The 18,752-nt window shown below is 42.0% G+C and carries 17 protein-coding genes; 6 read left to right on the forward strand and 11 right to left on the reverse strand.

Annotated elements, in window-relative coordinates; translation table 11 throughout:
• Window positions 1-2: 2 nt before the first annotated feature.
• A complete protein-coding gene (locus K0I73_RS14820; protein WP_220061834.1) occupies window positions 3-1,634 on the reverse strand; it encodes an ABC transporter permease in 1,632 nt (543 codons plus the stop codon).
• A 174-nt stretch (window positions 1,635-1,808) separates the two neighbouring features.
• A complete protein-coding gene (locus tag K0I73_RS14825) occupies window positions 1,809-2,816 on the reverse strand; it encodes a Fe(3+) ABC transporter substrate-binding protein (RefSeq protein WP_220061835.1) in 1,008 nt (335 codons plus the stop codon).
• 133 nt (window positions 2,817-2,949) lie between these two features.
• Here K0I73_RS14825 and K0I73_RS14830 point away from each other — a divergent pair, with 133 nt between their 5' ends.
• A complete protein-coding gene (locus K0I73_RS14830) occupies window positions 2,950-3,462 on the forward strand; it encodes a hypothetical protein (protein ID WP_220061836.1) in 513 nt (170 codons plus the stop codon).
• Between the two features lie 111 nt (window positions 3,463-3,573).
• Here K0I73_RS14830 and K0I73_RS14835 read toward each other — a convergent pair whose 3' ends face one another.
• Window positions 3,574-4,314: a ferredoxin--NADP reductase gene (locus K0I73_RS14835; RefSeq protein WP_220061837.1), complete on the reverse strand. Its 741-nt coding sequence runs from the start codon at window positions 4,312-4,314 to the stop codon at window positions 3,574-3,576.
• Between the two features lie 129 nt (window positions 4,315-4,443).
• Window positions 4,444-5,025: a DUF5610 domain-containing protein gene (locus K0I73_RS14840; RefSeq protein WP_220061838.1), complete on the reverse strand. Its 582-nt coding sequence runs from the start codon at window positions 5,023-5,025 to the stop codon at window positions 4,444-4,446.
• Window positions 5,026-5,182: 157 nt separating this feature from the next.
• On the opposite strand from K0I73_RS14840, the gene K0I73_RS14845 reads away from it, so the two are divergent.
• Window positions 5,183-5,719 carry a histidine phosphatase family protein gene (locus tag K0I73_RS14845; RefSeq protein WP_220061839.1) on the forward strand — a complete coding sequence of 179 codons (537 nt, stop codon included), beginning with the start codon at window positions 5,183-5,185 and terminating at the stop codon, window positions 5,717-5,719.
• 673 nt (window positions 5,720-6,392) lie between these two features.
• Here K0I73_RS14845 and K0I73_RS14850 read toward each other — a convergent pair.
• Window positions 6,393-8,168, reverse strand: a complete 1,776-nt coding sequence (locus tag K0I73_RS14850) for an ABCB family ABC transporter ATP-binding protein/permease (protein ID WP_220061840.1) — start codon at window positions 8,166-8,168, stop codon at window positions 6,393-6,395.
• A 550-nt stretch (window positions 8,169-8,718) separates the two neighbouring features.
• Between K0I73_RS14850 and K0I73_RS14855 the strand changes: the two genes are divergently transcribed.
• On the forward strand, window positions 8,719-8,895 hold the full coding sequence (locus tag K0I73_RS14855) for a hypothetical protein (RefSeq protein ID WP_220061841.1): 177 nt from the start codon (window positions 8,719-8,721) through the stop codon (window positions 8,893-8,895).
• A gap of 54 nt (window positions 8,896-8,949) precedes the next feature.
• On the opposite strand, the gene aroG is transcribed toward K0I73_RS14855, so the two are convergent.
• The gene (aroG, locus tag K0I73_RS14860) at window positions 8,950-10,008 is read right to left on the reverse strand and encodes a 3-deoxy-7-phosphoheptulonate synthase AroG (protein WP_220061842.1); all 1,059 of its coding nucleotides are present in this window, start codon (window positions 10,006-10,008) and stop codon (window positions 8,950-8,952) included.
• 342 nt (window positions 10,009-10,350) lie between these two features.
• Here aroG and K0I73_RS14865 point away from each other — a divergent pair, with 342 nt between their 5' ends.
• Window positions 10,351-11,061, forward strand: coding sequence for a substrate-binding periplasmic protein (locus K0I73_RS14865; RefSeq protein ID WP_220061843.1), 711 nt, complete (start codon window positions 10,351-10,353; stop codon window positions 11,059-11,061).
• Window positions 11,062-11,236: 175 nt separating this feature from the next.
• Here the strand turns inward: K0I73_RS14865 and K0I73_RS14870 are convergent, their stop codons facing one another.
• From K0I73_RS14870 to K0I73_RS14885, 4 genes are all read right to left on the reverse strand, one after another.
• Window positions 11,237-12,394, reverse strand: coding sequence for a tetratricopeptide repeat protein (locus K0I73_RS14870; protein WP_220061844.1), 1,158 nt, complete (start codon window positions 12,392-12,394; stop codon window positions 11,237-11,239).
• 92 nt (window positions 12,395-12,486) lie between these two features.
• A complete protein-coding gene (locus tag K0I73_RS14875) occupies window positions 12,487-12,810 on the reverse strand; it encodes a hypothetical protein (protein ID WP_220061845.1) in 324 nt (107 codons plus the stop codon).
• A 108-nt stretch (window positions 12,811-12,918) separates the two neighbouring features.
• On the reverse strand, window positions 12,919-14,169 hold the full coding sequence (locus K0I73_RS14880; protein WP_220061846.1) for an ammonium transporter: 1,251 nt from the start codon (window positions 14,167-14,169) through the stop codon (window positions 12,919-12,921).
• 12 nt (window positions 14,170-14,181) lie between these two features.
• Window positions 14,182-14,520 carry a P-II family nitrogen regulator gene (locus K0I73_RS14885; RefSeq protein WP_220061847.1) on the reverse strand — a complete coding sequence of 113 codons (339 nt, stop codon included), beginning with the start codon at window positions 14,518-14,520 and terminating at the stop codon, window positions 14,182-14,184.
• A gap of 247 nt (window positions 14,521-14,767) precedes the next feature.
• Between K0I73_RS14885 and K0I73_RS14890 the strand changes: the two genes are divergently transcribed.
• Window positions 14,768-15,310: a hydrolase gene (locus K0I73_RS14890; RefSeq protein WP_220064404.1), complete on the forward strand. Its 543-nt coding sequence runs from the start codon at window positions 14,768-14,770 to the stop codon at window positions 15,308-15,310.
• 74 nt (window positions 15,311-15,384) lie between these two features.
• On the opposite strand, the gene nrfA is transcribed toward K0I73_RS14890, so the two are convergent.
• A complete protein-coding gene (gene nrfA, locus K0I73_RS14895) occupies window positions 15,385-16,785 on the reverse strand; it encodes an ammonia-forming nitrite reductase cytochrome c552 subunit (protein WP_220061848.1) in 1,401 nt (466 codons plus the stop codon).
• Between the two features lie 248 nt (window positions 16,786-17,033).
• Here nrfA and narQ point away from each other — a divergent pair, with 248 nt between their 5' ends.
• Window positions 17,034-18,737, forward strand: a complete 1,704-nt coding sequence (gene narQ, locus K0I73_RS14900) for a nitrate/nitrite two-component system sensor histidine kinase NarQ (RefSeq protein ID WP_220061849.1) — start codon at window positions 17,034-17,036, stop codon at window positions 18,735-18,737.
• Window positions 18,738-18,752: the final 15 nt, after the last annotated feature.

Below are 18,752 nucleotides of genomic sequence, written 5' to 3' on the forward strand. Positions count from 1 at the left end.
AATTAGCTGCGATGCTCCAGAGAACGATTTAAATAGATAAGCGGAATAAGTCCTACAAGAACAATTACGATTGCCGCTAGTGCGCCATGTTCTAACTGTTCGTCAGATACGAATTGATAGACATAAGTTGCAAGGTTTTCAAACCCAACAGGCCTAAGCAGCAGCGCAGCAGGAAGCTCTTTCATACTCTCGATAAACACTAGCAATAGCCCTGCAAATATCCCCTTTCTCAATAAAGGTAAATGAACTCGCCACAGCAAGATTTTCGGCTTAAGCCCCATCGTCATTGCAGCCATATCGAGCGTCGGACTCATACGCTTGTAACTAGTCTCCACACTGCCAATCGCTATCGCCACAAAACGGACACTGAAACCAAACAGCAATACAAAAATACTACCGCTTAAAATGAGACCCGGCCCCAAAGCATCAAAATAGGCATATATATCGTTTATCACAAAATCCAAATAGGTCAGCGGTACTAGTACGCCAATCGCGAGTACAGTACCGGGTAAAGCATATCCGGTTGAAGCAAATCGGGAGGGAAGCTTATCGGCCTTGCGTGGACTACATCTTCTAACGAACATCAGCAATACCGCAATGCAAACTGTAATAATACTAACGAGCACCGCAATATAAAGGCTGTTAACAGCATAATTGAGAAAATTGCCGTTCCAACTCACCTCAAAATACTGCCAGCCATAACCCATCAGAATCATAAACGGTAACAAAAATGCCAATAACAACAATCCAAAGCAGTATCCCAGAGCTAAATATCCCTGCGTTTTTGACAACGTATAGCGATCGCCATCATTTAACTCTGTATGCTTTTGAAATAACTTTTGTCTTCTACGAGCAAACCGCTCTATACCAATGATGCCAAAGACGACAAATAACATGATGGCGGACAGCTTAGCGGCGGCAGACAAACTACCATATTCGAGCCAAGTATCGTAAACGGCTGTCGTTAATGTCGGTACAGAAAAGTAACTCACGGTCGCAAAATCTGCCACTGTTTCCATCGCAACTAAGGCTGCGCCGACCGCGAGTGCGGGTCTTGCCATAGGTAAGCTTAGACGCCAAAAGCTGCGCCATGGTCCACACCCCATAACCCGGGCAGCATGTTGCAAACTGGACGACTGCTCTAAAAAAGCCGTGCGTGCTAAAAGGTAAATATAGGGAAACAACACCAGAGCCAAGATTACAGAGGCTCCCGCTAAGGTACGAATATCAGGAAAGAAATAATCTTGAGGCGATTGCCAATTAAACAGGTGCCTCAACCCACGCTGAATAGGTCCAGCATAATCCAATAGATCGGTATAAACGTAGGCGACGACGTAAGCAGGCATGGCTAATGGCAACAACAAGGCCCACTGAAACACTCGTCGCCCAGGAAAGTCACAACGTGCAACTAACCATGCAGCAGGAATAGCAATCGCCGTCGCCCAAAAGCATACAGAGAGCATCAATAACAAGGTATTGAGGACATAAGTAGGCAATACAGTGTTAAGCAGATGAGGAAAAATTGATTCATCAGGGGCTGCCGTCTGAATAACGATTGCGACAAGAGGGAGCGTCAATATTGCTGCAACAACATAGCTGGTTACCGACCAACGCTTAGCAAAACCTAAAATCATTAGTTATCTCTTTTATCTCAGTCGCACAATTATCTGCTATCAACCTAAATCAAATCTTAAAGAACAATAATTACAGATGAAAAAACGAGCAATACTCGATAAAAAAACAAAATAGCCCTCTCTAATGGAGAAGGCTATCGCTTAAAGCTTGTTAATCTTATTTACAACATGCCATTACAGATCAAATTTAACCTCATCTAATAACTTGACTGCAACTTTATGATATTCAGCTAATTTATAAATCGGCAACTCATCGGCTTTAAATTCTCCCCAAGACGCTACCAGTTTTGAAGGGGCAACATTTAACTTAACGGGATACTCCATGTTAACTTCAGCATAAGCCTTTTGGGCGGCATCACTTGATAGATATTCCATTAACTTTATCGCATTTTCTTTATGTGGCGAATGCTTAGCTAAGGCCATACCAGAAACATTGATATGAGAGCCTCGATTCTCTTGGTTTGGAAAGTTGATATTGACCGCCTCAGCCCAAGAAACTTGGTTAGGATCTTGAAGCATCTTACCGAGGTAATAACTGTTACCAATTGCAATGTCACACAAGCCCTCTTTAACAGCCTTCACCTGAGCGCGGTCATTTCCCTGAGGCTTACGAGCTAGGTTTGCCTTGACGCCTTCTAACCATATTTTGGTTTCCTGCTCTCCATGATGCGCAATCATGGATGCAACTAAAGAGATGTTATATGGATGCTTACCACTGCGCGTACAAATTTTGCCTTTAAACTTAGGATCGGCAAGCTCTTCGTAATCTATTGCTATGGGTCCTATCCTATCTTTCGATGAGTAGATGTTTCTTACCCGCTTGGTCAGCGCATACCAATCATCTTGAGGCGATCTCAATGCATGAGGAATATTGTCACTCAAGGTTTTGCTGTTCACTGGCTGCACGAGTTCTTTATCAACCAACTCCATTAAACGCGAAAAATCACTTGTTAAAATCAGATCGGCAGGAGATAAACGACCTTCTCGGGCAAGGCGTTCCGCAATACCATTTTTAGAAAAGACGACATCCACTTTCACACCTGTTTCTTTGGTAAAATCAGCAAGAATTGGTTCAATTAGAAACGCCTGACGATATGAATAGACCGTTAAGGTCTCAGCTGCGCTCACTACAGTGGCAAAACAAGCTAATCCCAAAAAAGCCAAGCTTTTAACAAACTTCATTTAAACTCCCACAATATTAATGATAATGATTATCAATTAACCATAGGTTAATCAATCGCAGATTAAACGGCAAGTTAAAATCAAAAAATGCACGGATGTAAATTTTGACCCTACAGAGGTCTCAAACTAGACTTTGTTAAAATCAACAATAAATGGCACGGATATATTGATTAAAATAATTACTCTGGTATTTGCCATAGCCGTATTGATGTATTTGTTTAAACACAGATTTACTCGAACTAAACTAGTGCGAGCTAAGAAAGCTGTTCATCAACACCATAAAGTTCGCCATTCTACTATTAGCGAACAAGCGCCAATCGCAAGCGAACAAGAATCAAAGTCAGATCAAAACGCTAGAGCTGGACTCCGCTCCTATCATAGTGTTGAAATCGTGAATGAATCGGGCATGTGTGCTAGCGCAAAAGGCTTAAAGGGCAAACGTTACCTATCTCAAGATGCACCAAAAATTCCACTGCCTAACTGTGAAAATAAAGAGTGTAACTGTCGCTATATTCATTATGAAGATAGAAGAAAATACAATGAAGATAGGCGGTTAGATTTTGGTGTTACACAAGAATTATTTGGCGTATTTGGTGAAAAAAATCGTCGAGGAACAAACCGAAAGGGGCGCAGAGCATCTGACTAAAAACAGCACTAAGTTTTTAATCGACTGACTCTGCTCACGTGACTTATGTGTAGTTAACACAGATGAGTCATCACTCAGAAAACGCAATAACACTGATACTGACTTACCTAACTACCAATACTTTTCAACCGTAATTTGCCCTGGTGCCCGGCGTAAGTTCTTAACTAATCCGCGATCAAGCAATAGCTGGTTCAGCTCCTTAATCATTTCTGGATGACCACATATCATCACCTGAGCATCTTCGGCAGTAAGCTTAACCCCAGTTTGAGCTTCTATCACACCAGTTAGCATACCTTGCGTAATACGCATATTAATAGCCCCTTCATAAGGTTCCCTAGTCACAGAAGTTACCAACTCAAACTGCCCTGGATATTGAGACTTATATGATTCAAACTCTTCTATATAAGCAAGATCATCGGCATATCTGACACCATATACCAAAATGACCTTATCAAAGCGCCCCCAAGGTTGTGGCGTTCTCATCATAGAAATAAAGGGGCCGACAGCCGTACCTGTGGCAAAGAACCATAAATGGCGTCCCTGATTGGGCAATTCGTCGAGGGTCATAAAACCTGCAGCTTTAGTCGAAATATCAACAGTATCGCCGACATTTAAAGCTTGAAGGTTTGGAGATAGTACTCCTCCCTCAACATTAATCGCCAGCACTTCAACTAAATCACTCGATGGGGCATTAACCAATGAATAAGCACGAGCAACACGTTTACCTTCTATGTGCTGCGACAATTTAATAAATTGCCCCGCAATAAAATCGCCAATATCTGCAGATAGCCTCAAAGTAAACAGCTCATCATTCCAATCAATACGCTCAACTACTTTAGCCTCCCCCCACATATATCCACCTCATAAGTTGATTTTTAGCCGAGAACATCTCCATCATTGAGGTAATTGAACTCAGAGTCAAGACAACAAAATCCCCCTGTCATTAGGGGGATTTATGGTTACAACCTGACAAATATATTCTTACTCAGATTCTTTATCTGTAGTAAAGCTGTCTCTAAAGGCCTGTAAACCTTCTTGCACTAAACCGTAGGTTTTATCGACACCGTCAGCAATATCTCCTTCGAGCACTTTAAGGCCAGACAAAATATCTTTTGCTTCATCAAAGCCCTGATCGATCGCACCACCAATAATGTCCATAAAAGAGTTAAGCTGCTCATCAAATGACATACCCCGATTTTGTTCTTGATGAATTGCAAAAAATTGAGTCGCGAAACTCACGATACGCTCGGCAGTGGCTTCAGGAGAAGTATCAACACCCTGCTCAGCAGCGGTTTCGATAGCACGATCCCCCATCGTAGGCGCTAACTCTTCATTTATTGCCTCAATAGCGGCTTTATATAGCAAGCGCATAGGCTCATTGCCTGAACTCAAATTAACGTCTTGTTGAGCAGCTAAGATCGCTGAATTCATCAACTGCTTACTTGCCGCTAGTGCAGTCTTGTTTTTGGCAACTTCAGACACCTGCTGCCCATGATTAGATGTGGTTTCCGATTTTTGACGAGCAACCTCTGATACAGCTCCACCGTGATTCTGAATTTCCATAGCACCCTCTCTCAACAATAAACGATCGCTTAACCTCAATTATCGGCCATTTTTCACACAACTTTAGGTGAAAACGTGAAATCCATCACAATTGTTTCGGATTTGCCCCCAAATTAAGGTATGCTGTGACCATTGCCATCGCAATGAAGCTACAAATATGAGACTGATTGGTATTCTTATTATCGCGGCAACCTTAAGCTATGTCGCGACGTCCACCGCACAAGACTCTGTAACAAAGACAGTTATCCTAGTCAGACACGCCGAAAAAACGATAGGTCAGAAAGATCCAAGCCTAACAGCAATGGGGCGAATTAGAGCTAAGCAGCTTGTTACAACGTTAGCCAAAACGGAACTAACGCTGGCAATAAGCACACAGTTTGCACGAACAAAAGAAACCTTGATACCGATAACTGATGCGCAAAAAATCCCCTTATTGATGATTCCGGCGACAAAAGATATTAATCGGCATATTGAACAGATCGTAGAAAAAGTGAAACAACATGATGGCAATATTATCGTTGCGGGACATTCAAATACGATTCCACTGATCATAGCATCGTTAGGCGGGCCAAAAATACCAATGTTATCTGAGGACGAATATGACAAATTATTCATTCTGTCTATTCCCCAAAGTGGTGCAGTGAGCTTGATCCAAACCCAATACGGTGCAAGTTCAAGCAAAAATAGTAAGTAACTAGATATTAATCTAGATAGCCCTAGATTTATCGGCTAAACTTGATTACATTAGCAATACATGGAATAGGGGCTAGTACCCCGACGTTAACATAAGGAGAACAACTGGTGAGTGATGCATTTTTTGGATCGGACAATAAAAGTAAACCCTTATCGGTAAGTTGCCAAAACTGCGACCGATTGACCGTAATCGAAGGTGAAACGATCTGCTTTAAAGGCGGTGAAATCATTCGCCTAACCCCTTATGAGCCAAACAACACTAAGTTAAGTCTACTTTGTGATGGCTGGAGGCTAATTAACACCTCCAAATCAGCTTAAGGGCTGACCATGCCAACGAAATCCTGCGAAGATATCTTTGGCTCTCTGGTTACACCTTCTATTGATGTGTCATAAGCTATCTTTGACAAAGTAAGCCCTCTGGTCGTTACCCTTAAGTAGGATGTTAATTGCGCATATACCAACATAAGCTCTTCTTGTTCTAACCCTCGCTTTTTTAACGTTGCCATAATCGCTAACCAGTCTGTATCAACGGTACAATGCTGACCTTCGATGCTCGCATGTATTGGTATGTTTTTCATCGAAATACTCTCGTTACAGTTCACTTTTCAGTTATTATCCAGTTTTAACCTGAACAAGAGCTTAATTAACCAACATTAACAAAGAATAAGAAAGCATTAATGCTGGTTTTGGACAGTCCATAGCTTATGGTAAAAACCGCCAGCTTTTAACAAACTATGGTGATCTCCTCGCTCAACAATCATCCCCTGGCTTAACACTAGAATTTGATCGGCGTCGACTACCGTAGATAAACGATGGGCAATCACTAAACTTGTGTGGCCCATAGCCATCTCCTTTAATGCTTTAAGTATCGCCTGCTCAGAATGGCTGTCGAGTGAAGAAGTTGCCTCATCAAACACCAATAAAGGAGACCCCTTCAATATTGCTCTTGCAATAGCGACTCTTTGCTTCTCCCCCCCAGATAACTTCAAACCACGCTCACCCACCTTGGCATGCCAACCATCCTTAAGTTGCGCAATAAAACCTGACAGATGCGCCATTTTAATGGCCTGATTCACCTGTTCATCTGAAGCATGAGGTGAACCATAGCGAATATTCTCAAGCAATGAATCATTAAATAGCACAGTATCTTGAGGAACTATAGCAATAGCTTGCCGCAAAGCACTTTGAGTCAATGAACAAATATTATGGTTGTCTATGTATATATTCCCCTGCTGCGCCTCATAAAAACGAAACAGCAATTTCACAATAGTAGATTTACCTGCACCACTATCACCAACGATAGCGACCTTTTTTCCTGGTGGTAATTCAAAGCTCACATCCTTGAGGATCATTCGGCCATCATAATTAAAGCTGATATTCTCAAAACGTAGCCCGCCATGATCGATCTCTGGACTACAGGCATCGATACGGTCTTGGATTTTAGGCACTCTATCTAATAATGAGAACATACGTTCGATATTCGCCAAAGCACCACGTATCTCTCGATAAACAAAACCTAAAAAATTAAGAGGCATAAATAGTTGCATCATAAAAGCATTGATAAGTACAAAATCACCGATCGTCATAACCCCTTCACTCACATGCTTTGCTGCAAGGGCTAACATCATAGTCATGGCTAACGAAATAATGAGTGCTTGACCCGCATTCAAGGCAAATAGCGATAAACGGTTGCTTCGTTTAGCACTCTCCCACTCCTCTAATGCCTTATCGTATTTTTCTGACTCGTAGGTTTCATTGTTAAAATACTTAACGGTTTCATAGTTCAACAGGCTATCTACCGCTCGCGTATTAGAGTATGAATCGGCGCGAGCAGCCTCACGAACAAACTCTGTACGCCACTCTGTCGCTATTACTGAAAACACAATATAAGCAATGACTGCGCCTAAGGTGATCAGCGCAAAAAGTGCACCATAGTTGTAAAACAAAATCCCCACGACTAAGGCGATTTCCAACATAGTAGGCACGATATTAAACACCATAAAACGCATTAAAAAACTAACACCACTGGTCCCCCTCTCTATGTCGCGAGACAAACCACCAGTTCGCCGCTCTAGGTGAAACGCGAGATCCAGCCTATGTAAATGCTCGAATACTGAAAGACCTAAACGTCGAATCGCCCGCTCTGTTACCCTCCCAAACAGGGTATCTCGCACCTCCGAAATTACGGTATTGAGCAAACGCATTCCGCCATAGGCGACAACAAGTGCAATAGGAACACTGATCATCTGCTCTACGGATGCAGTGCTTAAGGTATCGACTATAGATTTGAGTACGAATGGTAAGCCGACGCTGGCGATTTTAGCGATGACCAAACACAACAAGGCCAATGCCACTCTTCCCTTAAACTCCAATAAATAGGGCCAAAGCAATTTAAGAACATGCCAGTTTAATTTATCAATTGGGCCATCAAAATACAGTGTGGGACGCATAGTTACTCCATGTAAAACAACATACAGATCGCCCAAGGCTTACATCTGATAATCGTCAAAAAAAGGAAATCAGCCCCAACTCAGAACGAACCGATTTGTCAGCACTAACCTAAGACCTTCACGTGGACATACTAAGCGAGCCTTAGGGTTTGGTCATGTAACTTCATATCATCACAGTTTAAGGGCTGGCGCTATTACCTAGGCAGTTGATTTGGTTTACTCATGTACAATCAGGGACATCAATTGCTCCAAATTTGGATAACATAACGCTAAGTGATGATTCAAACTGTGATCATATATCCTTAACCACAATCCGCTCCAAATATATAAATCACCTACCACGAACATAGCACTTTAGTTTTACATTTAATGAAAAAAGCGATACAAAAGAGCTAACCTTAAGTGAGTAATTTACCAAATCCGCCCTAATGAGATTAATTGTTGTTATCTCTTTATGTATATTTTGGTAATCTGCACTTGTCGCTAAGGCTGCTTAATCTTAGCGAACGTAACATCGGGAATAAACCCAATATAGTTAAAGGAAGCCGATATGCCACAATCATCTGAAGCTCAATACCCTCCACTGCCGTTAATACAAACTTGGGTATGGATGATGACTGAATCGAATAGCCCAGAAATTCAACAAAAAGGGCAAAACAACTTGATATCGTCTTTTGGTAGCCTCGCAAAAGCAAACGAATACTTGGTAAAGCAGCAACTAAGATAACCACTGCTAAACTCATTAGACAAAAAAGGAAGCTATCGCTTCCTTTTGTCTTTTTTACAAAGAACTTCTCCGTTGAATAATACTATTATTCAACACTGCTAAGAGCGTTTCCGTATCTTCCCAGCCTATACAAGCATCGGTAATACTTTGGCCGTACCGTAGCGGCTCACTTTCGACATAATCTTGGCGCCCCTCTACAAGGTGACTCTCAACCATGACACCAAAAATCGACCTATTACCTGTGCTAATTTGACCAGCAATATCATCGGCAACCAACATTTGATTCTTAAACTGCTTACGACTATTGGCATGGCTAAAATCAACCATAATATTTGCCGGAAGACCAACCTTAGTTAACTGCTCTTGTATGGAACCTACATCTTGTGCACTGTAATTAGGTGCCTTACCACCGCGTAAAATAATGTGGCAATCGGGGTTTCCCTTGGTTGAAACAATCGCAGAGTGACCATATTTAGTCACAGATAGAAAATGATGTGGCGCACTGGCGGCACCAATGGCATCAATAGCAACTTTAATTGTCCCATCGGTGCCATTTTTAAAACCAACTGGACAAGATAAACCCGAAGCCAATTCCCTATGCACTTGAGACTCAGTCGTTCGCGCACCAATTGCTCCCCAGCACATTAAATCAGCCACATACTGAGGTGTGATCATATCTAAGAACTCACCAGCGGTCGGAACGCCCATATCATTAAGATCGAGCAGCAGTTTGCGGGCAGTTCTTAGTCCATCATTGAGCTTAAAACTATTATCCATGTATGGATCATTAATTAACCCTTTCCAGCCAACGGTCGTGCGGGGCTTTTCAAAGTAAACACGCATGACAATCTCTAACTGATCTTTATATTGCTCACGTAAAGCAACTAAGCGCTGACCATACTCCAATGCTGCTTTGGGATCATGAATAGAACAGGGGCCGATGACAACTAAAAGCCTATCATCACGGTGCTTTAATATTTCATGAATATTTTTTCGTGCATTAAACACTGTCGCAGATGCATTTTCAGTTGCCGGAAATCGCTCAAGTATCGCGATGGGAGGTAATAACTCTTTAATTTTATTGATGCGAACATCATCATTCTGATAATACATGGTAAATGTTTCAACTCCGGCTAACGATTAAAAAAAGTCTCTCTATTGCACTACTTCTTTCAATTTAGCCAGTATTGACAGGCATTGCAATCAAACATTGCTAAATTTAAACAATACAAAATAACATATTGTTATTAAATTAAATTATATTTACTGAATTACAAAAATGCTTATCCCGATGCGCATCTCTAACGAGTTAAACACAACAAAAATCCAACATCATTATCAAATTTAGCCATGTTACGCCATATCAGATTATTTATGCAGCTGAAAACTCTTCTATCAAGGATGAATATAGATATATACTTATATAAGTAATGACAAAGGATTGCGTGACAACTGATGAGATTTTTACTGTTTTTATTATGCTACGTGCTCCCTGTATTCACGCTTTTGGCAAATCCTACACCGCAAGGAATCTCGTTTGCAGTCAGCAACAGTATTCCTCCTTATTTCTTCGCAGACAGAAAAAGTGGCATACAGTATGATTTATTGAAAAGTGCCTTAGCAACACAACAGCTGACAATAAAGCAACTTTACTTCTCCCCAAATAAGCGTGCAATAAGACAAGTTAAAACCCATTTAGTAGACTGTTTAATTAATGCTCCTGAGAACATTGAGGGCCTGTTCTACACCGATAACGTGATCGATTATCAAAACAGTCTTTTTACGTTAACATCCAGTGAGTTAACCATTCAAAGTGTTGCCGATTTGGCTCATTTATCTCTCAATGGATTTCAAAATGCTACCCGATATTTGGGTGAGGAATTTAAACTGATGGCAGCCCTCAACCCCAACTACAGTGAATCTAATAGCCAACGCAGCCAGGTATTAATGCTGTTTACCAAACGTGTCGACGCGGTTGTATTAGAAAGGCGAATATTTGCTTATTATAAAGAGCAATTAACACACAGAATCGATACGAGTTCCCCAGTGTCTGAGCATCAAATATTTGCTCCAGCACAACGGAAAATAGCCTGCTTTGACAGTAAGTTAACAGAACAGATAAATAAGGGCATCAAGCAGATAAATGCTAAACCTTCTGCAGAGTAGCATTCAATACGAACTAAATAGAAAGCAAACTATTCAAAGAGAATTGAGGCTTCGAGAAGCCTTAACACGCTATGGCTCTATTCATTGATTAAAGTTATCAACTCTCGTTAAATCAAAAAATTAAACTTAAATTCAAAATACTTACAGAAGCGCAAGGCATTAAAGATGTTAGCCATTAATGGGTTTTCATCGCATGTAATTTTGACTGGTAACGACGTTTATTCATATCATCTCCAGTTAAGGCTAATGCCCTTTCGAGATTTAACTGAGCCTTGCGTTCATCCCCTGTTGCCCAATAGGCTCGCGATAAACCAAAGTAAAACTCATGCCGATAACTCGCCTTTTCAACAGCACGTTTATACCAAGTTAATGCCGTTTCATACTCATGATCAAAATACGCTTGTTGAGCCATATCATAGTAATAATAAGGGTTACGTATCCTTGCAAGCTCGAGCGTCTTATGAACTTCAGCCCACTCATCTAATCGCTGTTGACTAGCCAATAACACAGCATAATTATACAGTGCATTTAAGTCTTCTCCTTCCATAGACAAGGCTAGCTTGTAAATGGTTTCAGCTTGGTTATCCAGCCCCTTATAACGATATAAAATAGCCAGGGTATTAAGAGCTGGCACAAATTCAGCTTTTAACATTAGACTCTGCTTAATATAGGCATAGGCTAAGTCATACTTACCCTCAACCAACGACTCTGCTGCAATATTATTAAAAAACATGGCCATTACCGTGGTTTTATCTATGTGCTTCTTGGCATATCCACGCATGGTTCTTTCTGGTAAAAAATCAATTTGAATGGCGTCTTTAGAGACTAAATAGGTATTGTTGGTTTCCTTGGGCAATAGACGTAAGTTAATATGACCATTAACTAAATAAAAGTCCCCTTGCTTATCCCAAACAGGTGGCACTTCTATCTCTTGAAACTCAACACCAACATCTAGCACTTCCGCCAAGGAAGCGGAAAGTAAGACTAACGATAGGCAGTTGCCAGCTCGATCATCAAAGGTTTTTTGAGCAATACGAGTGACATTATCTTGATATTCAAATCCACCATTACTGGCATTAATATAGTTAGCTAGCCAACGATTAGCCATGGTGTAATCTCTAGACATGCGACTCTTTTGAAAATCTTGTCTTAATGTCTGAGTGATCTGACTAGATAGAGAAAAAAGTTCCTGCGGTTGGATAAGGTCTTGTGCAGGAGAAAAATATTCATCCCGAAAATACTGCTCTACATTATCAATGCGAGTTTGTGATGTTGAAGAGGCGCAACCTTGTATCAGCACAAGTAAGATGGACAGACATAATATTAATCTCATAATTGCCAACCTTAACGATCACATCATAAGATCTATCATAAAGTAGTTAGCTCACTTTTTCCCCACCAAAGCGTTACAAAATATTAACAAACTCACTCGTGCAGAGGTGGATCGATCTGAATAAAAACCTCATTAGCAGAGGATCCTGTTGTTGGATAAGTATAAGGACGATAGTAAAAATCACCGCAACTAAAGTGACGATAAGGACGTGGAATAGCAACACAGCCGATGGGTAGCGCTTGTAAAATTTGTATTTGCTGCTGCATTCGCAACATCTCTTGCCATTGATGATCTTTAAGGACTTGATTCCTAAGCGCAAACGCATCAAACGGCTCACTAGACTTGCGAACAACCACTTGACCAGAATGAACCGCTGACACAAAAAATAAGCCAATACACAATGCTAGCACTCTCATGTTCACTCTCCACTCAACAGTGACAGTCATCAATAGCCCATCATACATAAAAAAGGGCCTTTGCGTGAATAGCAAAGGCCCTGGTAGAGATGACACTAGATTAAACGATTAGCTAGCACTCTTTAGCGATACAAATTCAGGATACGCATCGATACCACAATCAGACGCATCCATACCGTTGTACTCTTCCTCTTCGGTAACTCGGATCCCCATAGTCAACTTAAGTGCGTACCAAACTACAAATGACGCACTAAATACCCAAGCGAAAATCACTGCGGCGCCATAGAACTGGCCCACTAAAGTTGCATCTGCATTTGACATAGGCACCATCACCAATCCAAACAAACCAGCAACACCGTGAACCGAGATAGCACCAACTGGGTCATCGATTTTTATACGGTCGAACATCACAATTGAGAACACCACAATGCCACCAGCAACCAAACCTATCGCACCAGCGAGAGGTAGTGAAGGAGAGAGAGGATCGGCGGTAATAGCCACTAAACCAGCTAACGCACCATTAAGAATCATAGTTAAGTCGGCTTTGCCCCAGACCATTTTGCATACGATCAACGCAGAGACAGAACCAAATGCAGCGGCTGAATTTGTGTTTACAAAAATTTTGGCAACTGCCGATGCATTTTCAACATCAGACACCAGCAGCTGAGAGCCACCGTTGAAGCCAAACCACCCCATCCATAGAATGAACATACCTAACGTCGCCATAGGAAGGTTAGAACCAGGGATAGGATTAACCTGGCCATTTGCGCCATACTTGCCTTTTCGAGCACCAAGCAATAACACACCTGAAATCGCTGCCGCAGCTCCCGCCATATGGACTATGCCACTACCAGCAAAATCGACAAAACCGGCTTCAGAGAGGAATCCACCACCCCAAGTCCAATATCCTTCAACAGGATAGATGACGCCCGTCATAAAAATTGAGAAGACTAAGAATGACCATAACTTCATCCGTTCTGCTACGGCACCAGACACAATAGACATAGCAGTAGCGACAAACACCACTTGGAAAAAGAAGTCTGACTCCAACGCATGATCGGCATCGCCAGCTTGAGAACCAATTAAGCTAGCAAGCGATGGCAGCCAACCGCCCTCTGCATTGTCGACGTACATGATGTTATAACCGACAATCAAATACATGATGCATGCTATAGAGTATAGGCATACGTTTTTGGTTAAAATTTCTGTGGTGTTTTTAGAACGAACTAACCCAGCTTCAAGCATGGCAAAACCCGCTGCCATCCACATTACCAACGCACCAGAAATAAGAAAGTAGAATGTATCTAGTGCGAATCGCAACTCTGTTACTGTTGCGCCCAATGCCTTTAACTCTTCCATTATCTAATCCCCCTAAAGTGCTTCGTTATCGAGTTCGCCAGTACGGATACGGATAACCTGATCCAGATCCGTGACAAAGATTTTACCGTCGCCAATCTTGCCGGTTCGCGCGGCTGAAACAATCGACTCAATCAGATGCTCAACATTTTCAGCTTTGGTAGCGATATCCAGTCTTACCTTAGGTAGGAAATCGACCTGATACTCTGCTCCGCGATACAGTTCGGTGTGCCCTTTTTGGCGCCCAAATCCTTTCACCTCGGTGACTGTCATCCCTTCTATACCCAGCCCAGCTATTGCTTCTCGCACATCATCCAATTTAAATGGTTTGATTATTGCGCTGATTAATTTCATTCCAGCCTCCGACTCGTCATTGTAGTTTTGTTATAGCAAAAACAATTCAATCATTAGGCCAAAATTAAAAACATATATAATACATACTGTTAACTTATTGCGTCCTAAGGTACAAACCAAGTTATGCACTAAAAAGGTGCAAGCATGCCCTTAGCGCACAAGAAATGGGCAACTTTTATTCGACCTATGACGGATTGGTAAAAATGGCGTTATCGGTATGATGGAACATCAAAAAGAGGAGGTCGCTATGTTAACACCACAGGATTGTGTACTCGTCATCGTCGATGTTCAGGGCAAACTTGCCCAGATCATGCATCAAGCTGAAGCAATGACAAGCAAGTTAGAAACCTTAATAAAGGCAGCAGAACTGTTTGAGATCCCAATTGTTTGGCTTGAGCAACTGCCTGATAAACTCGGCTCAACGAGTCAAAATCTTCAGACATTACTATCACCCAAGCATCATCCGATAGCTAAAGCTCATTTTAGTGCATGGCATTGTGAAGCTTTCCGTGAAGCCATGAGCAGTCATGATCGCAAGCAGGTGTTAATGACGGGAATTGAGACTCATGTATGTGTTTATCAAACATGTAGAGATCTATTAGATAATGATTTTGAGGTCAACGTGGTAGTCGATGGCGTATCTTCTCGAACAGCAGAGAACAAGCAACTTGGTATTCAGATGATGACCCAGTACGGCGCCAAAGTGACTAACAGTGAATCTTTGCTATTTGAACTTCAACAGCACGCTAGCGGCGAACGCTTTAAAGCCTTACTTAAGATGATTAAATAGGGGTTAATGGCATAAAAAAACCCTGGTTATCTAACCAGGGTTTTTACTAAAACACTTTTGCTAAATAGTATGACTTAGTAAGTTGCTTCGCGCTTCTTAGCTTCTTCATCCCACTTAGGTAATGTATTTTTCTTGAACTCTTCTTTCGCAGCGTTCATCTTCTTCATATCCATACCTAGCGCAGCTTGTGCTTTTGCTTTGGTAGATACATCAGGAATTGCAACAGGCTGTTTAACACCTTTAGCAGCAAGTAGCTGAGCGAGTTTAACTCGGGCATCACCAGCTTTATCGACTGAAGTACCTAGAATACGCAATATTTCATCTGCCGCGTGAGCTGCAGCACCATGAGATGCTGTTGCATAATCCCAACGCCATTGTGAATGACGAATATCCATAAGAATTGGCTTCATTTCAGCTTCAGTCGCACCGGCATCCCATGCCGCTTTCGCCTCAAAGTGAGCTTTGACTAACTGAGATTCAGCGCGAGCCTTAAGATCACTAACCTTAGTTTGCTTCTCTTTGGTCAAGTTAACCATGAACTCTTTGCTTTGAGAGTGACAAGTAGCACATGTCTCTTCGAAGCGGTCAAATGGGTTACCTACTTTATGGTCGGTAAACTTACGACCTTCAGCATTTTTAACTTTAGGCATATGGCAATCAACACAGGTCACATTGTTCTGACCATGTACGCCAAGCTTCCAAGTTTCATAACCTGGGTGCTGTGCTTTCAACATTGGCGTCTTAGATACGGCATGAGTCCAATCGGCGAACTCCATGTTATCGTAGTAGACTTCCATCTGCTCAACAGTTTGGCCCATATCCCATGGGAACTTAACAAACCCTTTGCGGTCTTTAGTCTTCTCGAAGTAGTACTCTACGTGACACTGAGCACAAACCATAGATTGCTTATCTTTCTTAGACGCTTTATCAAATGGTGTGCCAATTGTCGCCATTGCACGCTCGGCAAATGGGCGAGACATACGTAACTTAGAAGAGCCTTTCTCGTGACAATCACCACAACCGATAGTGTTAACGATTTCAGCACCACCTTTGTACCACTTACCAGTGAAGTAACCATCTTCACCTTGCTCTTCGATCACGCGAGGCACATCTGGGCTCTTACAAGACCAACATGCCATTGGCATTGGACCATCTTCGGCTGACTTAGGTGCACCGGTACGCAGTGTATTGCGAACATCGGTGACAGCATACATGTGGCCACGTGGCGCATTATAGTCTTTGGCAAAACCATAACCAGCCCAAAGTACGACTAAGCTAGGCACTTTCTCAAGCATGTCGACGACTTCTTTGCTCTCTGCAGTGTCATGCCAACTGTCATACTGCTTCGAAAACTTATCTTTATAAACTTCATTACGAGGCTCTGTTTTTTCGCTCGCCATCACGCCTGAAGCCATAAGGCTTGCCGCGACCAAGGCACTTAGTGCAAAGGTTTTCTTAGTTAATGTTTTCACCATCTCATCTCCGTGTTACTTTTTATTGTAGTCTTAATAACCACATCATCTCCATGGCCAAAGTTAGCCTTTAACCCCTACTTAAAATATACCTCTTATGGGGTATCCGAGGTAAAGTTTGAGTTAGATCATAATGTGAATGTGTTGTACATCACACTTTTGCTAATATGTTAATTTTATGAGCAAAGACTAATAAAGCGGTGTAGCGGATAATCACTAAAATTCTGAGATAAATTAATGAGTTCTAATAGATGAAGAAAGGTAGTCTTACCTCCACAATTTTTGGGTTAATGTTAACCTTTATTTTACTTTCCAGCGGACTGGCAACTTTTGCTATCGCCAATTTGGCATACAGTTTAGGTGACGCTAGAGCGATTAATGCCTCAGGATCTTTGCGGATGCAGAGTTACCGCCTGATGTTTTATGCAAACTCAGGTAGTGCAGATGCCGATGAGAAAATTAAAGAGTTCGAAACAACCCTCTATTCCGATGCACTTAAGCGATCATTAGGCTGGATGACACCCGATGTTCTGGGAGAGCAGTACCTGTTAGTGATTCAAAAGTGGAAGGTGATGAAGGGTTATATTGAAGAGGAAAATTCTCGCCTTTATGCCTCTGCACTCAAGGATTTTGTTGATACGATCGATCTTCTGGTTCTTGAGACTGAACAACATGCCGCCTTTAAGCTAAAACTACTCACCGCAAGCCAAATTGCCGGCTTAAGCCTAATGTTGTTGATCGCCTTTTTCGCCGTCCGCTATACCAAGCGACAAGTCGTCAAACCATTGCATCAGCTAATGGAGTCAGCTAACACCATATCGAAGGGGAATTTTAATGTCGATGTACCTCAAAGCGAATATATAGAACTAAGTGCGCTTAGCAATGCGCTGGCGACGAGTGCTCTAGAGCTATCAAGCCTATACGACAATCTCGAGAATCAAGTTAAGGAGAAAACCTTCGCATTAACCCGAGCCAACAATGAACTTAAATTACTCTATGACAACCTAGTCATGTTGCATTCAGGTAAGCTTGAAAAAAATACGATAAGACAGGCTCTAAACCAATTAAGAGCACATGAACCGAGCACATTTATCCGAGTTATCATAGTACAAGATGAGGATGAACAGCTCTGTATCGAGGCTGATGGTGGCTGGCCGCGTTCGTCTATAGCAAAGATACGCTTTGCGCTAAAATTCGCTGAGAATGAGCTAGGGTATCTCGAAGTCGCAGCAAACGGAGAGATAAATCATGCACTATTTGAAAACTTCGCCATCATGCTTGCTCGTTCAATTGTTATCTATAACGCGAGCGAACAGCGTCAGCAGTTAGCCTTAATGGAAGAGAGAGGCGTAATTGCAAGGGAGTTGCACGACTCATTAGGACAACTGCTCTCATTTCTAAAAATCCAAGTTAGCCTGCTATCTAAAGGCTTAAACGATCAATGCCGTAGCCCTCAAGTAGAACAACAGCTTAGCGAGATCAATGAGGGAGTAAATACGGCCTACGTGCAGCTTAGAGAGTTGCTATCCACATTTCGCTTAACCATAAATGATCCGAATCTTAACCATGCGATAGAGGCAATGCTAGATCAACTCCGCAGCCAATCAACAGCCGAGATCACACTCGACTATAAGCTCCCGATGCAATTACTCGGCGCGCATCAACATATACACGTATTGCAGCTCACCAGAGAAGCGACCCTAAACGCAATTAAGCATGCCAATGCCAAACATATCGCAATTTCTTGCGTGACCCAAGATGCTAATGTTCGCATTAGTATCAGCGATGATGGTGTTGGCGTCGATAAATTAAAAGAACGAGATCAACATTTTGGGATTGGGATCATGCATGAGCGCGCCAGCAGGCTTTCTGGTATAGTAGACTTTTCTAGCAATGAAAATGGCGGCACCACAGTAACCTTACTCTTTCCGCCAGAAAAAGCACCTGACCAATAGTCTAGGTAGAACACA

Source organism: Shewanella mesophila, from assembly GCF_019457515.1.
GTDB classification, from domain to species: domain Bacteria; phylum Pseudomonadota; class Gammaproteobacteria; order Enterobacterales; family Shewanellaceae; genus Shewanella; species Shewanella mesophila.

What these genes read in the sequence shown, in the direction of transcription:
- K0I73_RS14820 (WP_220061834.1), bottom strand. Translation starts at nt 1,634, where the DNA reads ATGATTTTAGGTTTTGCTAAGCGTTGGTCGGTAACCAGCTATGTTGTT.
- K0I73_RS14825 (WP_220061835.1), bottom strand. Translation starts at nt 2,816, where the DNA reads ATGAAGTTTGTTAAAAGCTTGGCTTTTTTGGGATTAGCTTGTTTTGCC.
- K0I73_RS14835 (WP_220061837.1), bottom strand. Translation starts at nt 4,314, where the DNA reads ATGTGGGGGGAGGCTAAAGTAGTTGAGCGTATTGATTGGAATGATGAG.
- K0I73_RS14840 (WP_220061838.1), bottom strand. Translation starts at nt 5,025, where the DNA reads ATGGAAATTCAGAATCACGGTGGAGCTGTATCAGAGGTTGCTCGTCAA.
- K0I73_RS14845 (WP_220061839.1), top strand. Translation starts at nt 5,183, where the DNA reads ATGAGACTGATTGGTATTCTTATTATCGCGGCAACCTTAAGCTATGTC.
- K0I73_RS14850 (WP_220061840.1), bottom strand. Translation starts at nt 8,168, where the DNA reads ATGCGTCCCACACTGTATTTTGATGGCCCAATTGATAAATTAAACTGG.
- K0I73_RS14855 (WP_220061841.1), top strand. Translation starts at nt 8,719, where the DNA reads ATGCCACAATCATCTGAAGCTCAATACCCTCCACTGCCGTTAATACAA.
- aroG (WP_220061842.1), bottom strand. Translation starts at nt 10,008, where the DNA reads ATGTATTATCAGAATGATGATGTTCGCATCAATAAAATTAAAGAGTTA.
- K0I73_RS14865 (WP_220061843.1), top strand. Translation starts at nt 10,351, where the DNA reads ATGAGATTTTTACTGTTTTTATTATGCTACGTGCTCCCTGTATTCACG.
- K0I73_RS14870 (WP_220061844.1), bottom strand. Translation starts at nt 12,394, where the DNA reads ATGAGATTAATATTATGTCTGTCCATCTTACTTGTGCTGATACAAGGT.
- K0I73_RS14875 (WP_220061845.1), bottom strand. Translation starts at nt 12,810, where the DNA reads ATGAGAGTGCTAGCATTGTGTATTGGCTTATTTTTTGTGTCAGCGGTT.
- K0I73_RS14880 (WP_220061846.1), bottom strand. Translation starts at nt 14,169, where the DNA reads ATGGAAGAGTTAAAGGCATTGGGCGCAACAGTAACAGAGTTGCGATTC.
- K0I73_RS14885 (WP_220061847.1), bottom strand. Translation starts at nt 14,520, where the DNA reads ATGAAATTAATCAGCGCAATAATCAAACCATTTAAATTGGATGATGTG.
- K0I73_RS14890 (WP_220064404.1), top strand. Translation starts at nt 14,768, where the DNA reads ATGTTAACACCACAGGATTGTGTACTCGTCATCGTCGATGTTCAGGGC.
- nrfA (WP_220061848.1), bottom strand. Translation starts at nt 16,785, where the DNA reads ATGGTGAAAACATTAACTAAGAAAACCTTTGCACTAAGTGCCTTGGTC.
- narQ (WP_220061849.1), top strand. Translation starts at nt 17,034, where the DNA reads ATGAAGAAAGGTAGTCTTACCTCCACAATTTTTGGGTTAATGTTAACC.